Source organism: Cryobacterium sp. TMB3-10, from assembly GCF_004402305.1.
Lineage (GTDB): Bacteria > Actinomycetota > Actinomycetes > Actinomycetales > Microbacteriaceae > Cryobacterium > Cryobacterium zongtaii.
The window spans coordinates 61,639-76,969 of record NZ_SOGH01000022.1 but is presented as its reverse complement, the minus strand read 5'-3'; the positions used below and the strand labels follow the sequence as shown (position 1 = coordinate 76,969).

Annotated in this window: 15 protein-coding genes and 1 pseudogene; 10 read left to right on the top strand and 6 right to left on the bottom strand. The window is 61.3% G+C overall.

From position 1 onward, the window contains the following. The first annotated feature begins 51 nt into the window (after window positions 1-51). From E3T22_RS12585 to E3T22_RS12545, 9 genes are all read left to right on the top strand, one after another. Entirely contained in the window at window positions 52-489 is a 438-nt protein-coding gene (locus E3T22_RS12585; RefSeq protein WP_088458206.1) for a hypothetical protein, read from the top strand. A 362-nt stretch (window positions 490-851) separates the two neighbouring features. Further along, window positions 852-1,271 carry a DUF3846 domain-containing protein gene (locus E3T22_RS12580; protein ID WP_166789299.1) on the top strand — a complete coding sequence of 140 codons (420 nt, stop codon included), beginning with the start codon at window positions 852-854 and terminating at the stop codon, window positions 1,269-1,271. Between the two features lie 28 nt (window positions 1,272-1,299). Continuing rightward, a complete protein-coding gene (locus E3T22_RS12575; protein WP_134480670.1) occupies window positions 1,300-1,494 on the top strand; it encodes a hypothetical protein in 195 nt (64 codons plus the stop codon). 374 nt (window positions 1,495-1,868) lie between these two features. Beyond that, the gene (locus tag E3T22_RS12570) at window positions 1,869-2,651 is read left to right on the top strand and encodes a ParA family protein (protein WP_240632530.1); all 783 of its coding nucleotides are present in this window, start codon (window positions 1,869-1,871) and stop codon (window positions 2,649-2,651) included. Beyond that, window positions 2,648-2,971 carry a hypothetical protein gene (locus tag E3T22_RS12565; protein ID WP_088458203.1) on the top strand — a complete coding sequence of 108 codons (324 nt, stop codon included), beginning with the start codon at window positions 2,648-2,650 and terminating at the stop codon, window positions 2,969-2,971. The genes E3T22_RS12570 and E3T22_RS12565 overlap by 4 nt, the downstream gene beginning before the upstream one ends. A gap of 71 nt (window positions 2,972-3,042) precedes the next feature. Further along, window positions 3,043-3,393, top strand: a complete 351-nt coding sequence (locus tag E3T22_RS19690; protein ID WP_088458202.1) for a glutaredoxin domain-containing protein — start codon at window positions 3,043-3,045, stop codon at window positions 3,391-3,393. 46 nt (window positions 3,394-3,439) lie between these two features. Beyond that, window positions 3,440-3,808, top strand: a complete 369-nt coding sequence (locus E3T22_RS12555) for a single-stranded DNA-binding protein (protein ID WP_088458201.1) — start codon at window positions 3,440-3,442, stop codon at window positions 3,806-3,808. Between the two features lie 366 nt (window positions 3,809-4,174). Further along, the gene (locus tag E3T22_RS12550; protein WP_088458200.1) at window positions 4,175-5,470 is read left to right on the top strand and encodes a DNA cytosine methyltransferase; all 1,296 of its coding nucleotides are present in this window, start codon (window positions 4,175-4,177) and stop codon (window positions 5,468-5,470) included. A gap of 2 nt (window positions 5,471-5,472) precedes the next feature. Further along, window positions 5,473-6,288 carry an endonuclease gene (locus E3T22_RS12545; protein ID WP_088458199.1) on the top strand — a complete coding sequence of 272 codons (816 nt, stop codon included), beginning with the start codon at window positions 5,473-5,475 and terminating at the stop codon, window positions 6,286-6,288. Between the two features lie 47 nt (window positions 6,289-6,335). Here the strand turns inward: E3T22_RS12545 and E3T22_RS12540 are convergent, their stop codons facing one another. The 3 genes from E3T22_RS12540 to E3T22_RS12530 all read right to left on the bottom strand — a co-directional run bounded on the left by E3T22_RS12540 (window position 6,336) and on the right by E3T22_RS12530 (window position 11,237). After that, a complete protein-coding gene (locus E3T22_RS12540) occupies window positions 6,336-6,524 on the bottom strand; it encodes a hypothetical protein (RefSeq protein WP_088458198.1) in 189 nt (62 codons plus the stop codon). 1,353 nt (window positions 6,525-7,877) lie between these two features. Continuing rightward, on the bottom strand, window positions 7,878-8,447 hold the full coding sequence (locus E3T22_RS12535) for a DUF4232 domain-containing protein (protein WP_166789017.1): 570 nt from the start codon (window positions 8,445-8,447) through the stop codon (window positions 7,878-7,880). A 522-nt stretch (window positions 8,448-8,969) separates the two neighbouring features. Next, window positions 8,970-11,237 (bottom strand): GH25 family lysozyme, encoded by a 2,268-nt coding sequence (locus E3T22_RS12530; protein WP_088458196.1) that lies wholly within the window; start codon window positions 11,235-11,237, stop codon window positions 8,970-8,972. A 220-nt stretch (window positions 11,238-11,457) separates the two neighbouring features. On the opposite strand from E3T22_RS12530, the gene E3T22_RS19685 reads away from it, so the two are divergent. After that, complete coding sequence (locus E3T22_RS19685; protein WP_088458195.1) at window positions 11,458-11,871, top strand: leucine zipper domain-containing protein; 414 nt, start codon at window positions 11,458-11,460, stop codon at window positions 11,869-11,871. 153 nt (window positions 11,872-12,024) lie between these two features. Here the strand turns inward: E3T22_RS19685 and E3T22_RS12520 are convergent, their stop codons facing one another. The 3 genes and pseudogenes from E3T22_RS12520 to E3T22_RS12510 all read right to left on the bottom strand — a co-directional run bounded on the left by E3T22_RS12520 (window position 12,025) and on the right by E3T22_RS12510 (window position 15,145). Continuing rightward, window positions 12,025-12,621, bottom strand: coding sequence for a recombinase family protein (locus tag E3T22_RS12520; RefSeq protein WP_088458194.1), 597 nt, complete (start codon window positions 12,619-12,621; stop codon window positions 12,025-12,027). Window positions 12,622-12,896: 275 nt separating this feature from the next. Continuing rightward, window positions 12,897-14,130: pseudogene (locus E3T22_RS12515) on the bottom strand (IS256 family transposase). A 211-nt stretch (window positions 14,131-14,341) separates the two neighbouring features. Then, window positions 14,342-15,145, bottom strand: coding sequence for an aminoglycoside 6-adenylyltransferase (locus E3T22_RS12510; protein WP_088458193.1), 804 nt, complete (start codon window positions 15,143-15,145; stop codon window positions 14,342-14,344). Between the last annotated feature and the right edge of the window lie 186 nt (window positions 15,146-15,331).

Here is a 15,331-nt window from a genome sequence, read left to right as displayed (position 1 = left end):
GCACCCACCTTCGAGAACGGTCCCGACACAGGGACGACAAGAGATCCGGCCATGATCATCACCTACCAACGTCCCGCCACGCTCGAGGCGCACCAGCTCGACCAGGACGTCCCCGACGCCGACCTCAGTCCCACCGGGGCGAGATATGGAACGACGACCGTCGACGTTGTCGGGATCCAGTGGAGCTGCAGCAGAGCACCCCACCCCGGCCAGGACGAACACCGCGCCGGTATCACTCCCCAAGGCGACGGCCCGAGTGGCGCCGTTGCGATCGCGTGGACGTACCAATACGCCACCGACGCGCAGCACGGCGACGTCGACCAGGCTGCCCCCACCCAGAGCATCACCGTCACCCTGTCTTTTCCCGATCGAGCTGCACGCGGCATCAACGCGGCCGCGCTGATCCGCAGCATGGTCGACGCCGGACTAGGCCACTTCTGGGAAGGCGACCAAGACGACGTAACCGCCAGGTCAACTGCCACCACCTGACCGCCGGGCCGACCCTCACGAGGTCGGCCGTGAGGGGGACGGCGCCCCCTCACACTCCCCCAGGTGAATCCGGCACGGAGGCCGGATCCACGCGGAGCCGGCTGCGCCGGCCTGACCCTGACAGAACTTTTCTTCCCTTGGTGGCCGATCATCGTAGTTCGCTCCGTGCCTGCGTCACCCACAATCTGGAGCGCGGTCGCAAGCTCCCTTATTTCGCACCAGATTGCGTGCACTACGGCACTCCCGCTCTCAATCGATTTCTCTTGCCACCAAGGGCAGAGAAACGGTGGACGACAACACAACCACTGCCCATGAGAGCCCGGGACCCCGCTTATCTCACCATCCTTGGAGAGGGAAACACCATGACCACCACCATCCGCAGCGTCAAGATCGACCCGACCGAAACCATCACCACGCTCGACCTGGACAGCGCGAAGGGTGACAACGACATCGCGGCCGCCATCGGCTGCCGTATGTTCGCCGTCGTCGACGTGGCCGACAGCATCGACCTTTTCGTCGATGATGAGGGACTCATCAACGGGTCGACCCTGAACCTGCCCGCAACCGTGCTCGCCCATCGGCTCGGCAACCCGACCGTGATCTTTGGAACCGCCATCGCAGTCGGCACCAACCCCGAAGGCCAAACCGTAGGGCTCAGCGATAGCCAGTTCGCGCGGGTCCAGAAGGCTTTCGCCCAAAAGCCCGGCCCGGGAAGCGTCGACACGCTCATTGAGAACCTGTCGCCGTTCCCCACCATCGTCAGCATGCTCCGCAACATCTAGCAGCACGGGAGGAAGAGCAATGGTCACTATGAGCATCGAAACAATCCAGACGCGAGTCACCAAAGTCGACGACAACAGTTGGAGCCGTACCCGTCAGCTCGCCAAGCGTGGCGAGGATCTGCACAGCCACGCACAAGCCGGATACACGCTGGCGCACACAGCAACGATCGCCAGCGCCGGATACGTGACCTTCGTCGACACCCTCACCCGCGTAAACGACTAACGACCCGGAGGGGCGGCCAGGGCCGCCCCTCCCCCAGCCGGAAGGCAACACCATGACCGAACGATTCTGCGCATGCGCCGACCACCAGAGCTTGCACCGCATGGACGACTTCGACCGCGCCCTAGCAATCGCCAAGAGCTGCCCCCAGTGCCTTGTCGAGGCCGACTAGCCAGGACCAACTGCCGGCTGGCCCTCGCGGGCCGGCCGGTGAGGGGCGACCCCCTCACACTCCCCCGTAGGCGCGATAGCGAAGTGTTGCCCGTTCTTCGAGTCGAATAATTAATGCATGAAAGACAGAAAGACAGAAAGACAGAAAGACAGAAAGATAGAAAGACAGAATGCAGGAATGATTGACAGAAGGAATGCAAGCAGGAATGATTGAAAGCATGCAAACATTAATGGTCTACAGCGAATCGGGCGGCGTCTCGAAAACGACTACCGCCGTATCGATCGCAATGACCGCCGCCGACCAAGGCCGGCGGACGGTCCTGGTTGATCTTGACCCCCGTGCGGCAGCGACCAAATGGCTCGACGTCGCACCCTCCGGTGAAGGCCTCCACGTCGGCGCGATTCTCGGAGACGAAGACCCGCAAGGATGGGGCGAGGACTTGGCCGTGCAGTCCACCTGGTCAAAGAATCTCCGCGTGATTCCTTCCGCTCGCAACGTCTCCAACCGTGAGGCTGATCGAGCAGACCACGCCGAATTGAGACTACGAACGGCACTTGTCGGTATCTCCGCTGACCTGGTGGTTATCGACTGCCCCAACAGGCAGGGCGGCCCGCTCATCCTGTCAGCGTTGAATGCTGCCGACTCGATTGTTTATGCCGCCACGGCCTCCAGTGACGGCGTGGACGGCGTTGCAGGCGCACGGCGCACTGTCGAACAGTTCCGCCTCAGCAGGGAGCGCATCGGCGCACCCATCACGCTCTCAGAGGCCGGGATCGTCTGCGGCAGGGTCCAAGAGACAATCCCTTCCCGACCAGCCGTTGCCAGCACGGACGAGCTGCGCGACACCGGAATGCTTCTCATGCCCCTAGTGCCCGAAAGGGCAATCATTCAAGAAGTTCGCCTCACGGGGGAGTGGTACGGCAACTACAGGAAGGGCGCGCCCGTCGTGGCCGCCTACACCAAGATCGTGAACCAGGTGATTCGATGAGCGACCAGCAGCAAGATCGACCAGACCTCAGCCGCCGCCGCAAGCCGCAGGCGGCACCCGACGAACGCGTAGACCCGGTGGACTACCGCCAGAGCGCACCGACCCCCCAGGCCGCCCCTGTGGCCTTTCAGGCCCCCGTGGCTACGGCCGGCGCCGCACCGCGTCGCGGCCGCCCACGCCGCGAGGCCACGGTGCCGTTCAGTACCCGGCTGGCCCCCGATGTTCTCGAACTCATCGACGCAGCTTCGGCCGCGGAAGACGGCGCAACGATCCGTAGCGTTGTCGAGGCCGCCATACGCGAGAAGTACCAAACAAAATAGCCATTCAAGACGGTCACCGGCACGGAGGCCGGCACCGAGGGGAGCCGCTGTGCGGCACTGTAGAGCCTGTGATGGTTGCGTCTGTCTGGCCGTTCACCGTAGTTTGCTGCGTGCCTCTCGTTCCAGGCTTTCGCGGCATATCCTCACTCGCTGCGCCCGTTCCAGTGTTTCCACGACCCTGCACTGCGGCGTTCCCGCTCTCAATCGATTCCCTCTGCCAGACAGGCACGAAAAATTGTTGGTGGGGGAGGGGCGGAGTTATGAGTGAGTCAGTGGTCGTCTATACGTTGCCAGAGTGCCAGCCGTGTCGGATGACGAAGATGAAGCTTGACCAGGTGGGCGTCAGTTACACAGTCGTCGAGATGGAGTCCACCAGCTGGTCCGGGTTCCGGCCCGAAATCATCACCGCATTAGCCATCTAGTTCAGAACCGCACACAACCGCACAATCAACCGAAGAAACAGAGCACATGTCAACTCAGCGCACGATCATTGGGAACCTCGCCGCCGACGTCGACGTAGTGAAGGCCGGCAGTCTCAACATCACGAAGTTTAGAGTCATCGAGAACACGGGGGAGTATCGCGCCGGAAGGTACATGGAGCACGTGGACCCGACGACGCATTTCGTAGAAGCCAAGTTCGAGCTAGGCGAGAACGCAGCGGCGACGTTCCACAAGGGCGACGCGGTGATCGTCGTCGGTCGCGAGCACACCAACAGCTGGGGCGCCGAAGGATCCAAGACCTTTGGTCGAGTCATCGACGCCGACTACATCGGCGCCGACCTCAGTCGCGCCGTTGCGCAGATCCGCCGCAACAGGAAGCCAGACGACCAGGCGTAATCGACTCCGCGGCCGACGCCCCATCCAGGGGCGAGGGCTTCGCGCCGGTGACACGCACCATCGCAACGAACGCGCTGAAAGCGCTGACGAGCGTGATCGTCGAGCGGCACGCGCCACGACGAATAACGAAGCATAGCCACGCCCCATGAGCAACGCCCCTGGCCGTTCACTCTCCCGGCCGGGGGCGTTTTCACTGCCAGCGGGCTACACCGAAGACGCATTCAACAGTGCCAGCAGCCTCGAAACCTCAACCGCGTCTGACACTGGTTCAGGCGAGGAATCCCCACTGCCGGTGTGAGGCAGGCGACACGCGGCGCGGAGTCCTCGATTCGGCGAACATCGATCGACGAAGATAGTCTTTGACCCATGTTGATTGACGTTCGCCGGCCACTCGCAGTGGATCTCTTTGCAGGAGCCGGAGGCCTCTCGCTTGGCCTTGAACAGGCCGGGTACGAAATCGCGGCCGCCGTCGAGTACGATCCCATTCACGCCGCGGTACACGAGTTCAACTTCCCGCAAGGCAAGACGTTCTGCGCCGACGTGTCTAAGATATCTGGGGCTCAGATCCGCGAGGAATCCGAGATAGGTGACCGGGAGATCCATCTCGTAGCAGGCGGGCCGCCTTGCCAAGGCATCTCCATGATCGGTCGCCGCGCCATCGACGACCCCCGGAACTTGCTTCTGAAAGAGTTTGTTCGCGTTGTCCTCGAGCTGAAACCGCGCTACTTCCTGATGGAGAACGTGGCCGGACTCATGATCGGCGGGCATCGTCAGCTCATTGATGAGGTCGTGGAAACGGTTGAGGCCAGCGGCAACTACCGAGTCGTAACTCCGATTACGGTACTTCAGGCCGCGGAGTACGGCGCACCCCAGTCGCGGCGACGAGTCTTCCTCTTAGGAGCGCGTAACGACATCGAACTTCCTGAGTACCCCAAAGCGACTCACACCCCGCGCACCATCAAAGGGGACGTACCGAAAAGCTCGACGCTGCCACTCGGGCCGAGCGTGCTGGACGCACTGGGGGACCTCCCTGACGCCGACCTCTTCGACGAGCTGCTGCACGACGACAACATCGAATCTGTCGAATACGGAGCAGCAAGCCAGTACGCCTCCAGGCTGCGCGGCTCCAAGTCGGACCCCACTGATTTCTCCCGCCCTCGTCCGCGCATAGCCGACGAACTGACCTCATCCGCCCGTACCGTGCACACCAAAAAGTCAATCGACAGGTTCCGTGCCGCCGAGCCGGGCACGACTGAAAAAGTGAGTAGATTCTTGCGACTTCACCCCGACGGCCTCTGCAACACCCTTCGAGCTGGAACCGCATCGGACCGTGGAGCGTACACGGCGCCGCGGCCGATCCACCCGGTGCACTCGCGCGTCATAACTGTGCGAGAAGCGGCGCGCTTGCACGGCTACCCAGATTGGTTCAGGTTCCACGTCACAAAGTGGAACGGCTTCCGCCAAATTGGGAACTCTGTTCCTGCTCGACTAGGGCGTGCAGTTGGCGCCGCGATCCTCGCTGCTGACTGCGTGACGCCGACGAAGGGGAAGCCGGTCAAGCTCGGCTCGACCGACCTGCTGTATATGACTTCAGGCCAGGCCCATGAGCATTTTAAACTCACCGAACGAGTGATCCCGCAGCGTGATCGCAAGGTCGGCTGAGCGTGGCCGCGAAGGAACCACCCCGTTACGAGCAGATCCTCAACTGGGTTTTCAAACATCACTATCTCAAAGGCGATGTTCGCGTCGAGTGGGACAGGGAAGATCTCGACGTGGGTGCCGAGGCGCTGGGGCTGAAACGTGTCAAGAATTTGGGTGACATCCCCTACACATATCGCTTCAGGAAGGACATGCCCTCTGCAATCAACGCCACGGCTCTGAAGGGCATGGAATGGATCATCCGCGGCTCGGGAGATGGAAAGTACAGGTTCGACGCGATCCCCGCACAGATTCCGATCACGCCAAATCCGTCTCTGAGCGTGACGAAGATCCCCGACGCGACTCCGGAAATCATCGCTGCAGCAGCACTAAGTGACGAACAGGCGCTGCTGGCGAAGGTCCGCTATAACCGCCTCATCGATATCTTTCTGGGCGTGGCGTCGTACTCCTTGCAGAACCACCTTCGGACGAACGTCGCCGATATCGGACAGGTCGAAGTAGACGAGATCTACGCCGCCGTCGACCGGTATGGACGCCAGTTCATCCTGCCAGTACAGGCCAAAGGGGGATCGGACAGGCTCGGGATTACTCAAGTCGAGCAGGACATGGCGGCCTGCGCCGTGAAGTGGCCAGAAATGATTTGCCGCAACATCTCGGTGCAGTTCGCAGGTGACGGACTCATCGCGCTTTTCGACCTGACAGTGCAAGACGACCGAGTCGTCATCCGGCGAGAGGCTCACTACAAGCTCGTCTCGGCGAGTGATATCACCGCCGTAGACCTCCGGATCTACGACCTCGCTGCTGGTTACGAGGATGTGTAGGACCCCGTGTTTGATTCTCCGAGGTTCTTTATAGTGATGGACCTTTTCTAGTCCGTCTCGTACCCTGCCGGCAGATTGCCGAACCAGCCCGCTGCGAGCCGGTAGGCAATGAACCGGTGTTCGGGGTCAGCGTCCTCACGACGGATGTGCAGCTGCTGGCCATCCGGCTCAGTGACCACGACTCGGGAGCCGGGTTCACTGGGGTCGGCTGCGATCATGTACGGCTGATTCTCCATTCCACAAACGCTAGCGCTGATTCCTTTTGTCAGGTTCCGTGAAGCAGGAACCGGTGCGATTGCCAAGGAGTGTCGAGGCCCAAAGTTGTTGTTGTCGCTCACACCATTTACTCAGGTCTGGGACGCTTGCTGTTCAGGTGCGTCGAACTGCTCAACGAGCTCGTCTCGAAAACGGACATGGCTGCTGTCGCTTTCCGCCGCTTGAAGTCGCCCGTGGGATGCGACGTTGACACCCGCAATTCCAGGGCCGACCAAGCGCCACCAGCCGAGTGGAGACATGCTCAACGCTAAGGTTTGATCCAAGTCGCGTTGCGGATCCGCAGAATGGACGGCCGCCGATGGGTCGAAACGCTGGGCGAGCTTTCGGCGGAAGTGTGCGCACACGATTACCCGCTCGCCTTGCCAGGGTCCTCCAGTTTCGTGTGCAGATGAGGCTGGAGCTTCGGGCACCGAGCGACTCGGGCTTCGGGCACCGAGCGACTGGGGCTCCGGAGCGATCCGATCAGCAGCGTCCGGGAGCATGGTCTGGTCAAGGACGACGCTCGCTCGGCGATCATCGACCGATCCCCCCGAACCTCGGACGCTCGATATTCGGCCGAAATCGAGTTCCAAGGTGGACGATCTTGGCACGTCCGTTATGCCCACGGCTGAGGGGCCGCAGACGGCGACTGCATTCAATGTCGGTATCCATGGCCGGCCACGGCGGACAAAGATTAGGAGTCCCTCCTGATCGCCCACGGCAGCGAAGTGTTCAGACGTGGGGCCCAAGGGCTCAAGGCCAAAAGCTTCGCAGGCCTGTCCAGAAGTCTCAACCACATCAGCGACGGGCAGACCTACCTCACTCACGCAAAGAAGGTCGGAGCTGGAGAACGGCCCGTCGGTGGCATTTGCCAACGCCTTCCGAGCGATCAGCTCAAGGATAACGTCGTCAGGACCCTTGAAGTAGATCGACTCAGACTGCCATGGGGCAGGTTGGCTATATGTGTCAGCGCCCGATTTCTTGAGGGGCTGCACCCTTTCTGACAACCATCGGTGGGCTGCATGCACCTGGTTTTGCGGGATGGTGAAGGCTAGATGCATCGCGCCTTCTATGACTCGTCGGGGTACTAAGTTGATCACAGTGGTGCCGACCATCACTTGCGGAGGCACGCTCGATTCGGAGGCAGGCAATCCCAAAGTGTCACGGTAGAACCTCAAGGCCCCGATGGGATCTTGGCTGGGCAGATACACGCTTCGAATGCGCATGTCAACTGCCCACGACTACGTAGACGGTGGCGACGGGCCAGCCGCCTCGACGTGGATAAAGGGGGAGATTCCATCGATCCCCGAGGTCATCTCGGATCCATTGCCCAATTAGGAGATGACGTTGTCCTTCGTCGGCGCGATGCTGAACGTCAACCACCCCGCGGTGTCTTGGTCGCAAATTGCGAGATCCTTCACATCGGCCAGGACTTCCTGGCCGGTCTGAGGAATTCGAATCCGGATTGCATCCGCGCCTACGAGGTTGCAACTCGGGAAGTGGGCGCGGCCCCTGAAACCAATCAGCACGTAGGCTGCGCCCCCGGGTTCCACGGAGACTACCTGGTCCGGGATGTCGTTGAGTTGTGAAGCAGGTCCCCCCACGGTTTGACCGGACGAGTCGACCAAGGCAGCGTCCGGATACCCCGACAATTGGCAGCCCGTAGAGGCAGTGTTGGTCAGTTTTATGTAGAAGAGGCCGTCGTTCTCCGGATCCTCCGGATTGAAGATTTCCCTTGTCGACGTGAAATCGCAGCCCGCTGCGGGGACATCGGGCGTTGGTGAGGCGATTGCCGTGGGCGTCTCGCTTGATGTCGGCGACGCTGGGGAAGCTGAGTTCGTGGCGGCGGGCGCCGCGTTCGCGCAAGCCGTGAGTCCGACTGCCGCCAAAAGTAGAGTGGTCATCCCCATAATTTGGATTACCCCACGAGGTCGAACGTGCATTTAGTGCCCCCCATATTCGTCGTCGTTGTAGGTGCAGTATACGTTGGGCCGACGGGGCAGAAGCGGGCCCACCGGTGTGACGGCATGGGTGTCTGGTAGTGGCAGTCATTTTGGTTTATCCTTGCTTTTTCTCGTCTAGGCGCTTGCGCGGGCCAGGAGTGTTCGTGCCGTCGCGTTGCTGCCGCCACAGACGAAAGATTGGTGTGCTGATAATTTCGGCGATGATCTTGGTCAGAAGTGCTCCGATCAGGACGCCACCGTTCACGGTCGCGTAGACCCATCCCGGAATCACCCGGTCGACGCCGGGTTGAGCCAGCGTCGCCTGGACGCTTAGGAGAATTGCGTTTGCAGTGGGGATGAGAGCCCCCAGTACCCCTGCGATGTTCCGCCAAGACGCCGGCCGTTTGTTCTGTTGGGAAGAGCCCCGGGGCCCTTTCGAACCCCGGGGCGCTGTGGCGGACATGTTGTGTCGCTCTTGGTGGACTAACGAATCAGGTTCGAAAGTGCCGCGTACGTGCGTGGGCCGGGGATCCCGTCGAGGGGGCCAACGTAGCCGCCCACAGTTGCGAGCAACTGCAGCGTGGCGTATGTGTTTGTGCCCGGTACTCCATCGATGAGCCCCGTGTAGGAGCAGCCGGCGAAGATTGCCTGCAGAGCCTTCCATGAGAAGCTTCCAAGAGACCCGTCAGCTGGACCGGTGTATCCACCGATTCCCGCCATACGCTGGAGGGCGATGTAGGTATTCGTACCCGGCGCACCATCGATGGGACCTGTGTAGCCGAACCCCTGCAGAACGGTTTGGACGCCCTTCCACGAGTTCGTGCCCATCACGCCATCGATCACGCCCGTATAGCCGCCCTTCTGGGCCAGTCGCTGCAGCGCAGCGTAGGTTTTGCTGCCCGGGGCGCCATCACATGGGCCGGTGTAGCTGTAGCCGGTGAGTACGGTCTGCACACCCTTCCAGGAATTGACTCCGAGAGCACCATCCACGGCTCCGGTGTAGCCGCCGGCTTTGGCGATGCGCTGCAGGGTTTTCCCGTCAGCAGTCGAAATTGCACCGACGCCTCCTGCGACCGCGCTGAGGTAGCCTTCGAGGCCTATGTACGTGTTGGTGCCGGGCGCACCGTCGATGGGACCTGTGTATCCGTAGTCCTTCGCGAGCATCTGCAGGCCCTTGTAAGTGTTAGTCCCCGGGGCGCCGTCGATCGGGCCGTCGTAGTATCCACGGCTGTGGAGAAGGGTCTGAACCCCCTTCCAAGAGTTCGTGCCCATGACTCCGTCGACCGGGCCGGTGTAGCCGCCCTGCTTGGCAATCTTCTGCAGCGTTACTGCCTGAGCACTATTGATTGAACTCGGGGGTGTAGCCGGAGTGACCGCGCCGGTGGGCGGAATGGTTTCGCCATACGGCGGGGTCGCCCATCCGGTGAAAGCGCTGAGTTTTGCCATGTTGACATCCGTTTGGATGCCCCCGAGATAGCTCATTCCGTACTGGTGGATTGCCCAGTCCGGATAGTTCGGGTACTGAGGACTTCCGGCGGCATGATCGGGGTCGGCAATCCACAGCTTGGACCCCGTGGCTTGTGTGGTCGCCCAAGTCCTTGAGGCCGCGATGCTCCGCGTCGTGTAATGGAAAGCTGCCTTACCCGTAGCCGTCCTTACTGCGTTTACGAAAGCAGCAACGCGCGCGTCGTCCCAGACGACGCCGGAGTCGACGCCTTCATTGTCCAGCGCGAGAAGGTCACCGTCCCGGTAGTCATAGAGATGGTCCAGGAAGTACTTCGCGTCAGCCGCAGCCGTTCCAGTCCCGGCCACCCAGTAGTGACCCACGATCATGCCGGCGGTGCGTGCCGCATCCACGTTCTGGTGATACAAAGAATCCACGAAGATGGAAACATTCGACCCGCCGAGTCGCACGATCGCGAATTGAAATCCGGCATTTTTCACACCGGGGAAGTTCAGGCCGGTCTGATAGCGTGCCACGTCGATCCCGTACACTCCACGCTGCGTCGAGGGAATCGGAGTGCTTCCGGTGTGGTTGGTGACCCAGACTGCGACGCCTGCGTATGTCGCGGGACCTGGGGCGCCATCCAACGGACCCTTATAGCCACCCTCCTGCGCAAGCTTCTGCAGAGCCACGTACGTGTTCTGACCCGGGTTTCCGTCGATCGGGCCGGAGTAGCTGTAGCTGCGTAGAACAGACTGGACGCCTTTCCAGGTCGCGACACCGGGGATACCGTCGATTGGACCGGTATAACCCCCGATATGGGCGAGTCTCTGCAGGGTTTTTCCGTCTTCGGTTGCCACTGGTGCGACGGGCGGCTGGGGGCTGCTTCCCGCGTCGGAAAGTCTCTGACCAATTGAGTTATCGGTCCAACCGAGGTAATCCATTCCCGTTCGATTGTTGTAGAGCGGGATAGAGATAGTACCGGTGTGGTGGGTCCAATCGACCGTCATCGTTACGCTGCTCGCCATCATCACTCGTGAGCCCCCACCATCGAGGTCAAGTGCGACGTGCCCGTCACCGCCGCAGCAGTTCCACCAGTGGAAGGCGCCTCGCGGCGCACTGCTGTAGTTGGGGTTCACCTGCCCGCTGCTTCCACGGGCGTCGGAGGCGGAGGGGGCCGAGTCCATGAGCGTGGCATCCGAGATGAATGCCTGGCACAAGCCGGCCCAATCTCGGATGGAGCCGTTGTACCCGTTAACGGCCAGGCTTTGGCCGTTCGCTTCTGCTTGTGAAACTGTGATTGCCATTTGTTTGACTCGCTATTCTCTAAGAACCCCGACTCGCGATCGAGGCTCGCTTCGTTTTGAACAAGCCACAACGTATGTGGATATTTGCCAACGAAACCGACTCTTGCGGTTGCCTCAAAAACCTTGGTTTGGCCGAACAGATTGCCGACAATCGTGCTCCGCTGAACGCTGACAAGCGTGCTTGGGACATCGCTGACGTGTCCTTGGGGGGAACGTTTTCATGCTCGATGATTCAGAATTTTGGCTGTCCGTCTTCGGCGCAGTTGAGCGGCACGAGGGGACTCTGTCTTCGATTTGCACGCGATTCGGGATATCCCGACAGACCTATTACGTCTATCACCGACGCTTCGAGACTGAAGGAATGAAGGGCTTGAAACGTCGTTCGACTCGACCGCACAGCACGCCAGCGCGCATTCCGGAGGAGATCGAAATGGAGATAGTCCGCATCCGTGAGGAGAATCCTTGGTTAGGTGCTCGGGCGATCAGAACCGAAATGGAGTACGCCGACTCGTCACGTTCGTGGCCGCTGCCAGCGGTGTCCACAATCGCGCGTGTTCTCAAACGAAACGGATTCGACCACATTCAATATGCGGAGCCAGCCCTAAGAGGCGACGAGACGGAACGATGCCCGTGAGGGCGACGACTGCGGCGTCGGTTGTTACCGAATCACTACACGTAAGTGGCGCTTTGTCAGTGGGTTCAACTGTTGCTTCCGCGGGTTCGGCAGTTACGACCGGCTTGGCGGGGGCGCTTGGCCCTGGGGCGATCGCCCTCGTGCACAATTTCGCTAACTTGCGGCGATTTCGCTGGTAGTGAGGGCCTGCTGATGGCGGTAAAGAGTTGCTCGGCTCCAACCCACGAGGCGAGCTGCGTCTTCAGCGGTGCGCCCTTTCGCCCGGGCGTCGGTTGCAATCGCGAGTTTATCGGCGATCACGACCGGGTCTGAGAGCGGCCGGCCGAAGCGGGTGCCCGATTGGCGGGCTGCCGCGATGCCCGCGGTGACGCGTTCCACGATGAGTTCGCGTTCGTATTCGGCGAGGGTGGCCAGCATGTTCAGCATGAGCCGGCCGGTGGTGGTGGCCGGGTCGATGCCGTCCGAGATGGAGCGCACATTCACGCCGAGCTCCCGCAGCAGAGTGACTGTGTTCAGAACATCAATCAAAGAGCGTCCCAGGCGGTCTACCCGCCACACCACGACAGTGTCGCCTGGCTCGGCATGCTCGAGCAGCTTCCTCATCCCCGGCCGCTTGATCACGGTCTTACTCCCGGACGTAATGTCGGCGAACACGTCGCGCTTTTGCACCCCGTCGGCGACCAGCGCATCGTGCTGGAGTTGAGCGTCCTGGCTCGAAGTGCTGATGCGGGTGTAGCCAAGCAATCTCATACGCTCATTCTGCCTCGAAAAGCCCTATCCAGAGTCGTGAGACACAAACATCGGTGAGACGACTTTCCGAGACGCTCGGGCGCCACGAAATTGCGGGGGAGTGATGTGGTTTCTCGTACTCGTCTGCACGAATCTTCACATTCGTCTGCACGTCGCCACATGGTGCACAAATCGGATCATGCGAGTCACTAGTTCTGTTGCGCCGTCTCGTATCCAGGGTCACGTCCCGCTGAGTGGTGGAGTTTCTCAACACCGTGCGGGTCAGTTGTTCCAGCTTAGGCGGCGGCGAGTTCTGGGAGGATCACCGCCCCGTCGATGATCTCGATGGGGTTGTTCATGACGGCCAGCTCGAGCATGGATGCTTCGGAGAAGTAGCGTCTTTCGCCGGCTTCCCACTCGTCGTGCTGCTCGATCAAGACCGACCCGGCCAGGCGCAGCAGGGCCGCGGCGTTGGGGAACACGCCGACGATGTCGGTGCGTCGTTTGATCTCTTTGTTCACGCGTTCCAACGGGTTGGTGGACCAGATCTGGCGCCAGTGCCGCCTGGGGAACGCGGCGAAGGCGAGCAGGTCGGGTTGCGCGTCGACGAGCATCGTCGCGACCTTCGGGTGCGAGCGGCCGAGCATCGTGGTGACCTCGCGGAACTGCTTCTCGATGTGCTCCCGGTCGGGTTGGGCGAAGATGGTGCGGATGATCGAGGCGACCATCTCCTGCGATCCCTTCGGCACCACGGCCAAAACGTTGCGCATGAAGTGCACCCGGCAGCGTTGCCAGCCGGCGCCCTGGAACACGGTCCCGATGGCCTTCTTCAGCCCGGTGTGAGCGTCAGACATGACGAGCTTGACCCCGTCGAGGCCGCGGGTCTTCAACGACCGCAAGAAGCTGGTCCAGAAGCCCTCATTCTCGCTGTTACCAACGTCGAAGCCAAGCACTTCCCGGCGGCCGTCGGCGGCCACGCCGACCGCGACGACGATCGCCTGGGACACGATCCGGTGCCCGACCCGGGCCTTGCAGTAGGTCGCGTCAAGGAACACGTAGGGGAAGTCCTGGGCGGCGAGGGTGCGGTCACGAAACTCGGCCACCTCGGCGTCCAGTCCCGCGCAGATCCGGGATACCTCCGACTTGGAGATCCCGGTGTCAGCGCCGAGCGCCTTGACCAGGTCGTCGACTTTCCGGGTCGAGACACCGTGGACGTAGGCCTCCATCACGACCGCGAACAACGCCTGGTCCACCCGCCGGCACCGCTCCAGCAGGGCCGGGAAGAACGAGCCGGCGCGCAGCTTCGGGATCTTCAGCGGCGGTGGTGCTGAGGGTGCGAGACCGCGTCCCGTTGCGGTGGGTGGTGCGGTCGCTGGAGCGCTCGAACGGGGCGGCGCCGATGAACGCGCTCGCTTCGGCATCGATGAGTTCTTGGTAGAGGGTTTCGGTTGCGACGCGGATTCGGTCGGTGACGTCGGTGAGTTTGAGTTCTCCCAGCAGGTCGAGCAGGGCAGACTGGTCTAGAGCCATCGTGTGGTGTCCTTTGTGAGTTCTTTGATCGGTACGCACTGACCATCCCACGGTGGCTCTTTACGTTGACGAAGCAACGCACAAGAGCCGGAAACCACACCACTTACTGGGACGTAACCGAGCTGGGCGCCGAGGCGCCGGGTTGCCCGCGAGAAGATACCCAATCGCGTCCGAACACTGTTTGAGTTTCGTCAGAGGCGGGGACCTGGGGTCACCAAGTCATTTGTAGTTCGCGATTCAAAAGCTCTTTGGTGGCTTGTTCAAGCTCTGTCGGCCATGGTGCTTCGCACGTCTCGGACAGCTTGCGGGCCCTGCCTAGATATGCGCTTGCAATGCACTGTTGCGCATTTCTGAGGCTGAGCTCGCTGAGCCCAAAGGCCGGAATGGACGTCAGGCAGTGCATTTGTTCGACGCTCAGATGGCCGCCAATTCGCTTACTGATCATGTCGCTTCTAATCCCGTTCTCGGCGAGCAGCAAGTTGATTAGGAGGCGGTCGCGGAGCATCGAGGTGGCCTGCGATTGGGCGATGAGATCGCCCCGCCAAACCGACGCGACAGACTGGCCGAGGAAATACAGGAAGATCTGGACGTCCTGTGCGGGAAAGAACGGCTGACCGGGGCTGCTCGGTGCGAGTTCCGCGCTCTGGACCTGGTTGTCGCGGTCAAGGAGAACGCGGCGCGTTGCACCGAGCGGGAATTCACTTTGCGAGGAGTGAACATTCAGGTCGATATGAATCCAGTCGGAAGTGAGGCAGATGAAGGCTCCCGTCACACCCGGGATAGCGTCCGAGAGCACCAGGTGCATTTGGGACTCCAGCCAGCCAGTGGCGGCGAAGCTCTCCGGGTCCAGCACTGCCAGGTGGAGATCTAGATCGCTCCAGTCATCTGCTATTCCCCGTGCAAGCGAGCCTTCTAGCCAGACTGATCGGATGCGTTCGTCATCGGCACTACTTGTCAGCAGCGTTCGAAGTGTTGGCCTGAGCCGAGCCGGCACGTCCGCCAGTGTGGAATCCATAATCGGATTATTTCATCCGGATGATGGCCTCGGAATCTGGGATCAAGCAAACACGCCGAGAGCTCTCACGATGCGTTCTTGGATTGCTTCGTTCGATTAGTGATGAGAGCCGCCGTCTCGTAACGCATGGGATACGGTGCAGCGGGATTATGAGACATCGCGTGACGGCTTGGACAGCGATTAGCG

What these genes read in the sequence shown, in the direction of transcription:
- E3T22_RS12585 (WP_088458206.1), top strand. Translation starts at nt 52, where the DNA reads ATGATCATCACCTACCAACGTCCCGCCACGCTCGAGGCGCACCAGCTC.
- E3T22_RS12580 (WP_166789299.1), top strand. Translation starts at nt 852, where the DNA reads ATGACCACCACCATCCGCAGCGTCAAGATCGACCCGACCGAAACCATC.
- E3T22_RS12575 (WP_134480670.1), top strand. Translation starts at nt 1,300, where the DNA reads ATGAGCATCGAAACAATCCAGACGCGAGTCACCAAAGTCGACGACAAC.
- E3T22_RS12570 (WP_240632530.1), top strand. Translation starts at nt 1,869, where the DNA reads ATGATTGAAAGCATGCAAACATTAATGGTCTACAGCGAATCGGGCGGC.
- E3T22_RS12565 (WP_088458203.1), top strand. Translation starts at nt 2,648, where the DNA reads ATGAGCGACCAGCAGCAAGATCGACCAGACCTCAGCCGCCGCCGCAAG.
- E3T22_RS19690 (WP_088458202.1), top strand. Translation starts at nt 3,043, where the DNA reads ATGGTTGCGTCTGTCTGGCCGTTCACCGTAGTTTGCTGCGTGCCTCTC.
- E3T22_RS12555 (WP_088458201.1), top strand. Translation starts at nt 3,440, where the DNA reads ATGTCAACTCAGCGCACGATCATTGGGAACCTCGCCGCCGACGTCGAC.
- E3T22_RS12550 (WP_088458200.1), top strand. Translation starts at nt 4,175, where the DNA reads ATGTTGATTGACGTTCGCCGGCCACTCGCAGTGGATCTCTTTGCAGGA.
- E3T22_RS12540 (WP_088458198.1), bottom strand. Translation starts at nt 6,524, where the DNA reads ATGGAGAATCAGCCGTACATGATCGCAGCCGACCCCAGTGAACCCGGC.
- E3T22_RS12535 (WP_166789017.1), bottom strand. Translation starts at nt 8,447, where the DNA reads ATGACCACTCTACTTTTGGCGGCAGTCGGACTCACGGCTTGCGCGAAC.
- E3T22_RS12530 (WP_088458196.1), bottom strand. Translation starts at nt 11,237, where the DNA reads ATGGCAATCACAGTTTCACAAGCAGAAGCGAACGGCCAAAGCCTGGCC.
- E3T22_RS19685 (WP_088458195.1), top strand. Translation starts at nt 11,458, where the DNA reads ATGCTCGATGATTCAGAATTTTGGCTGTCCGTCTTCGGCGCAGTTGAG.
- E3T22_RS12520 (WP_088458194.1), bottom strand. Translation starts at nt 12,621, where the DNA reads ATGAGATTGCTTGGCTACACCCGCATCAGCACTTCGAGCCAGGACGCT.
- E3T22_RS12510 (WP_088458193.1), bottom strand. Translation starts at nt 15,145, where the DNA reads ATGGATTCCACACTGGCGGACGTGCCGGCTCGGCTCAGGCCAACACTT.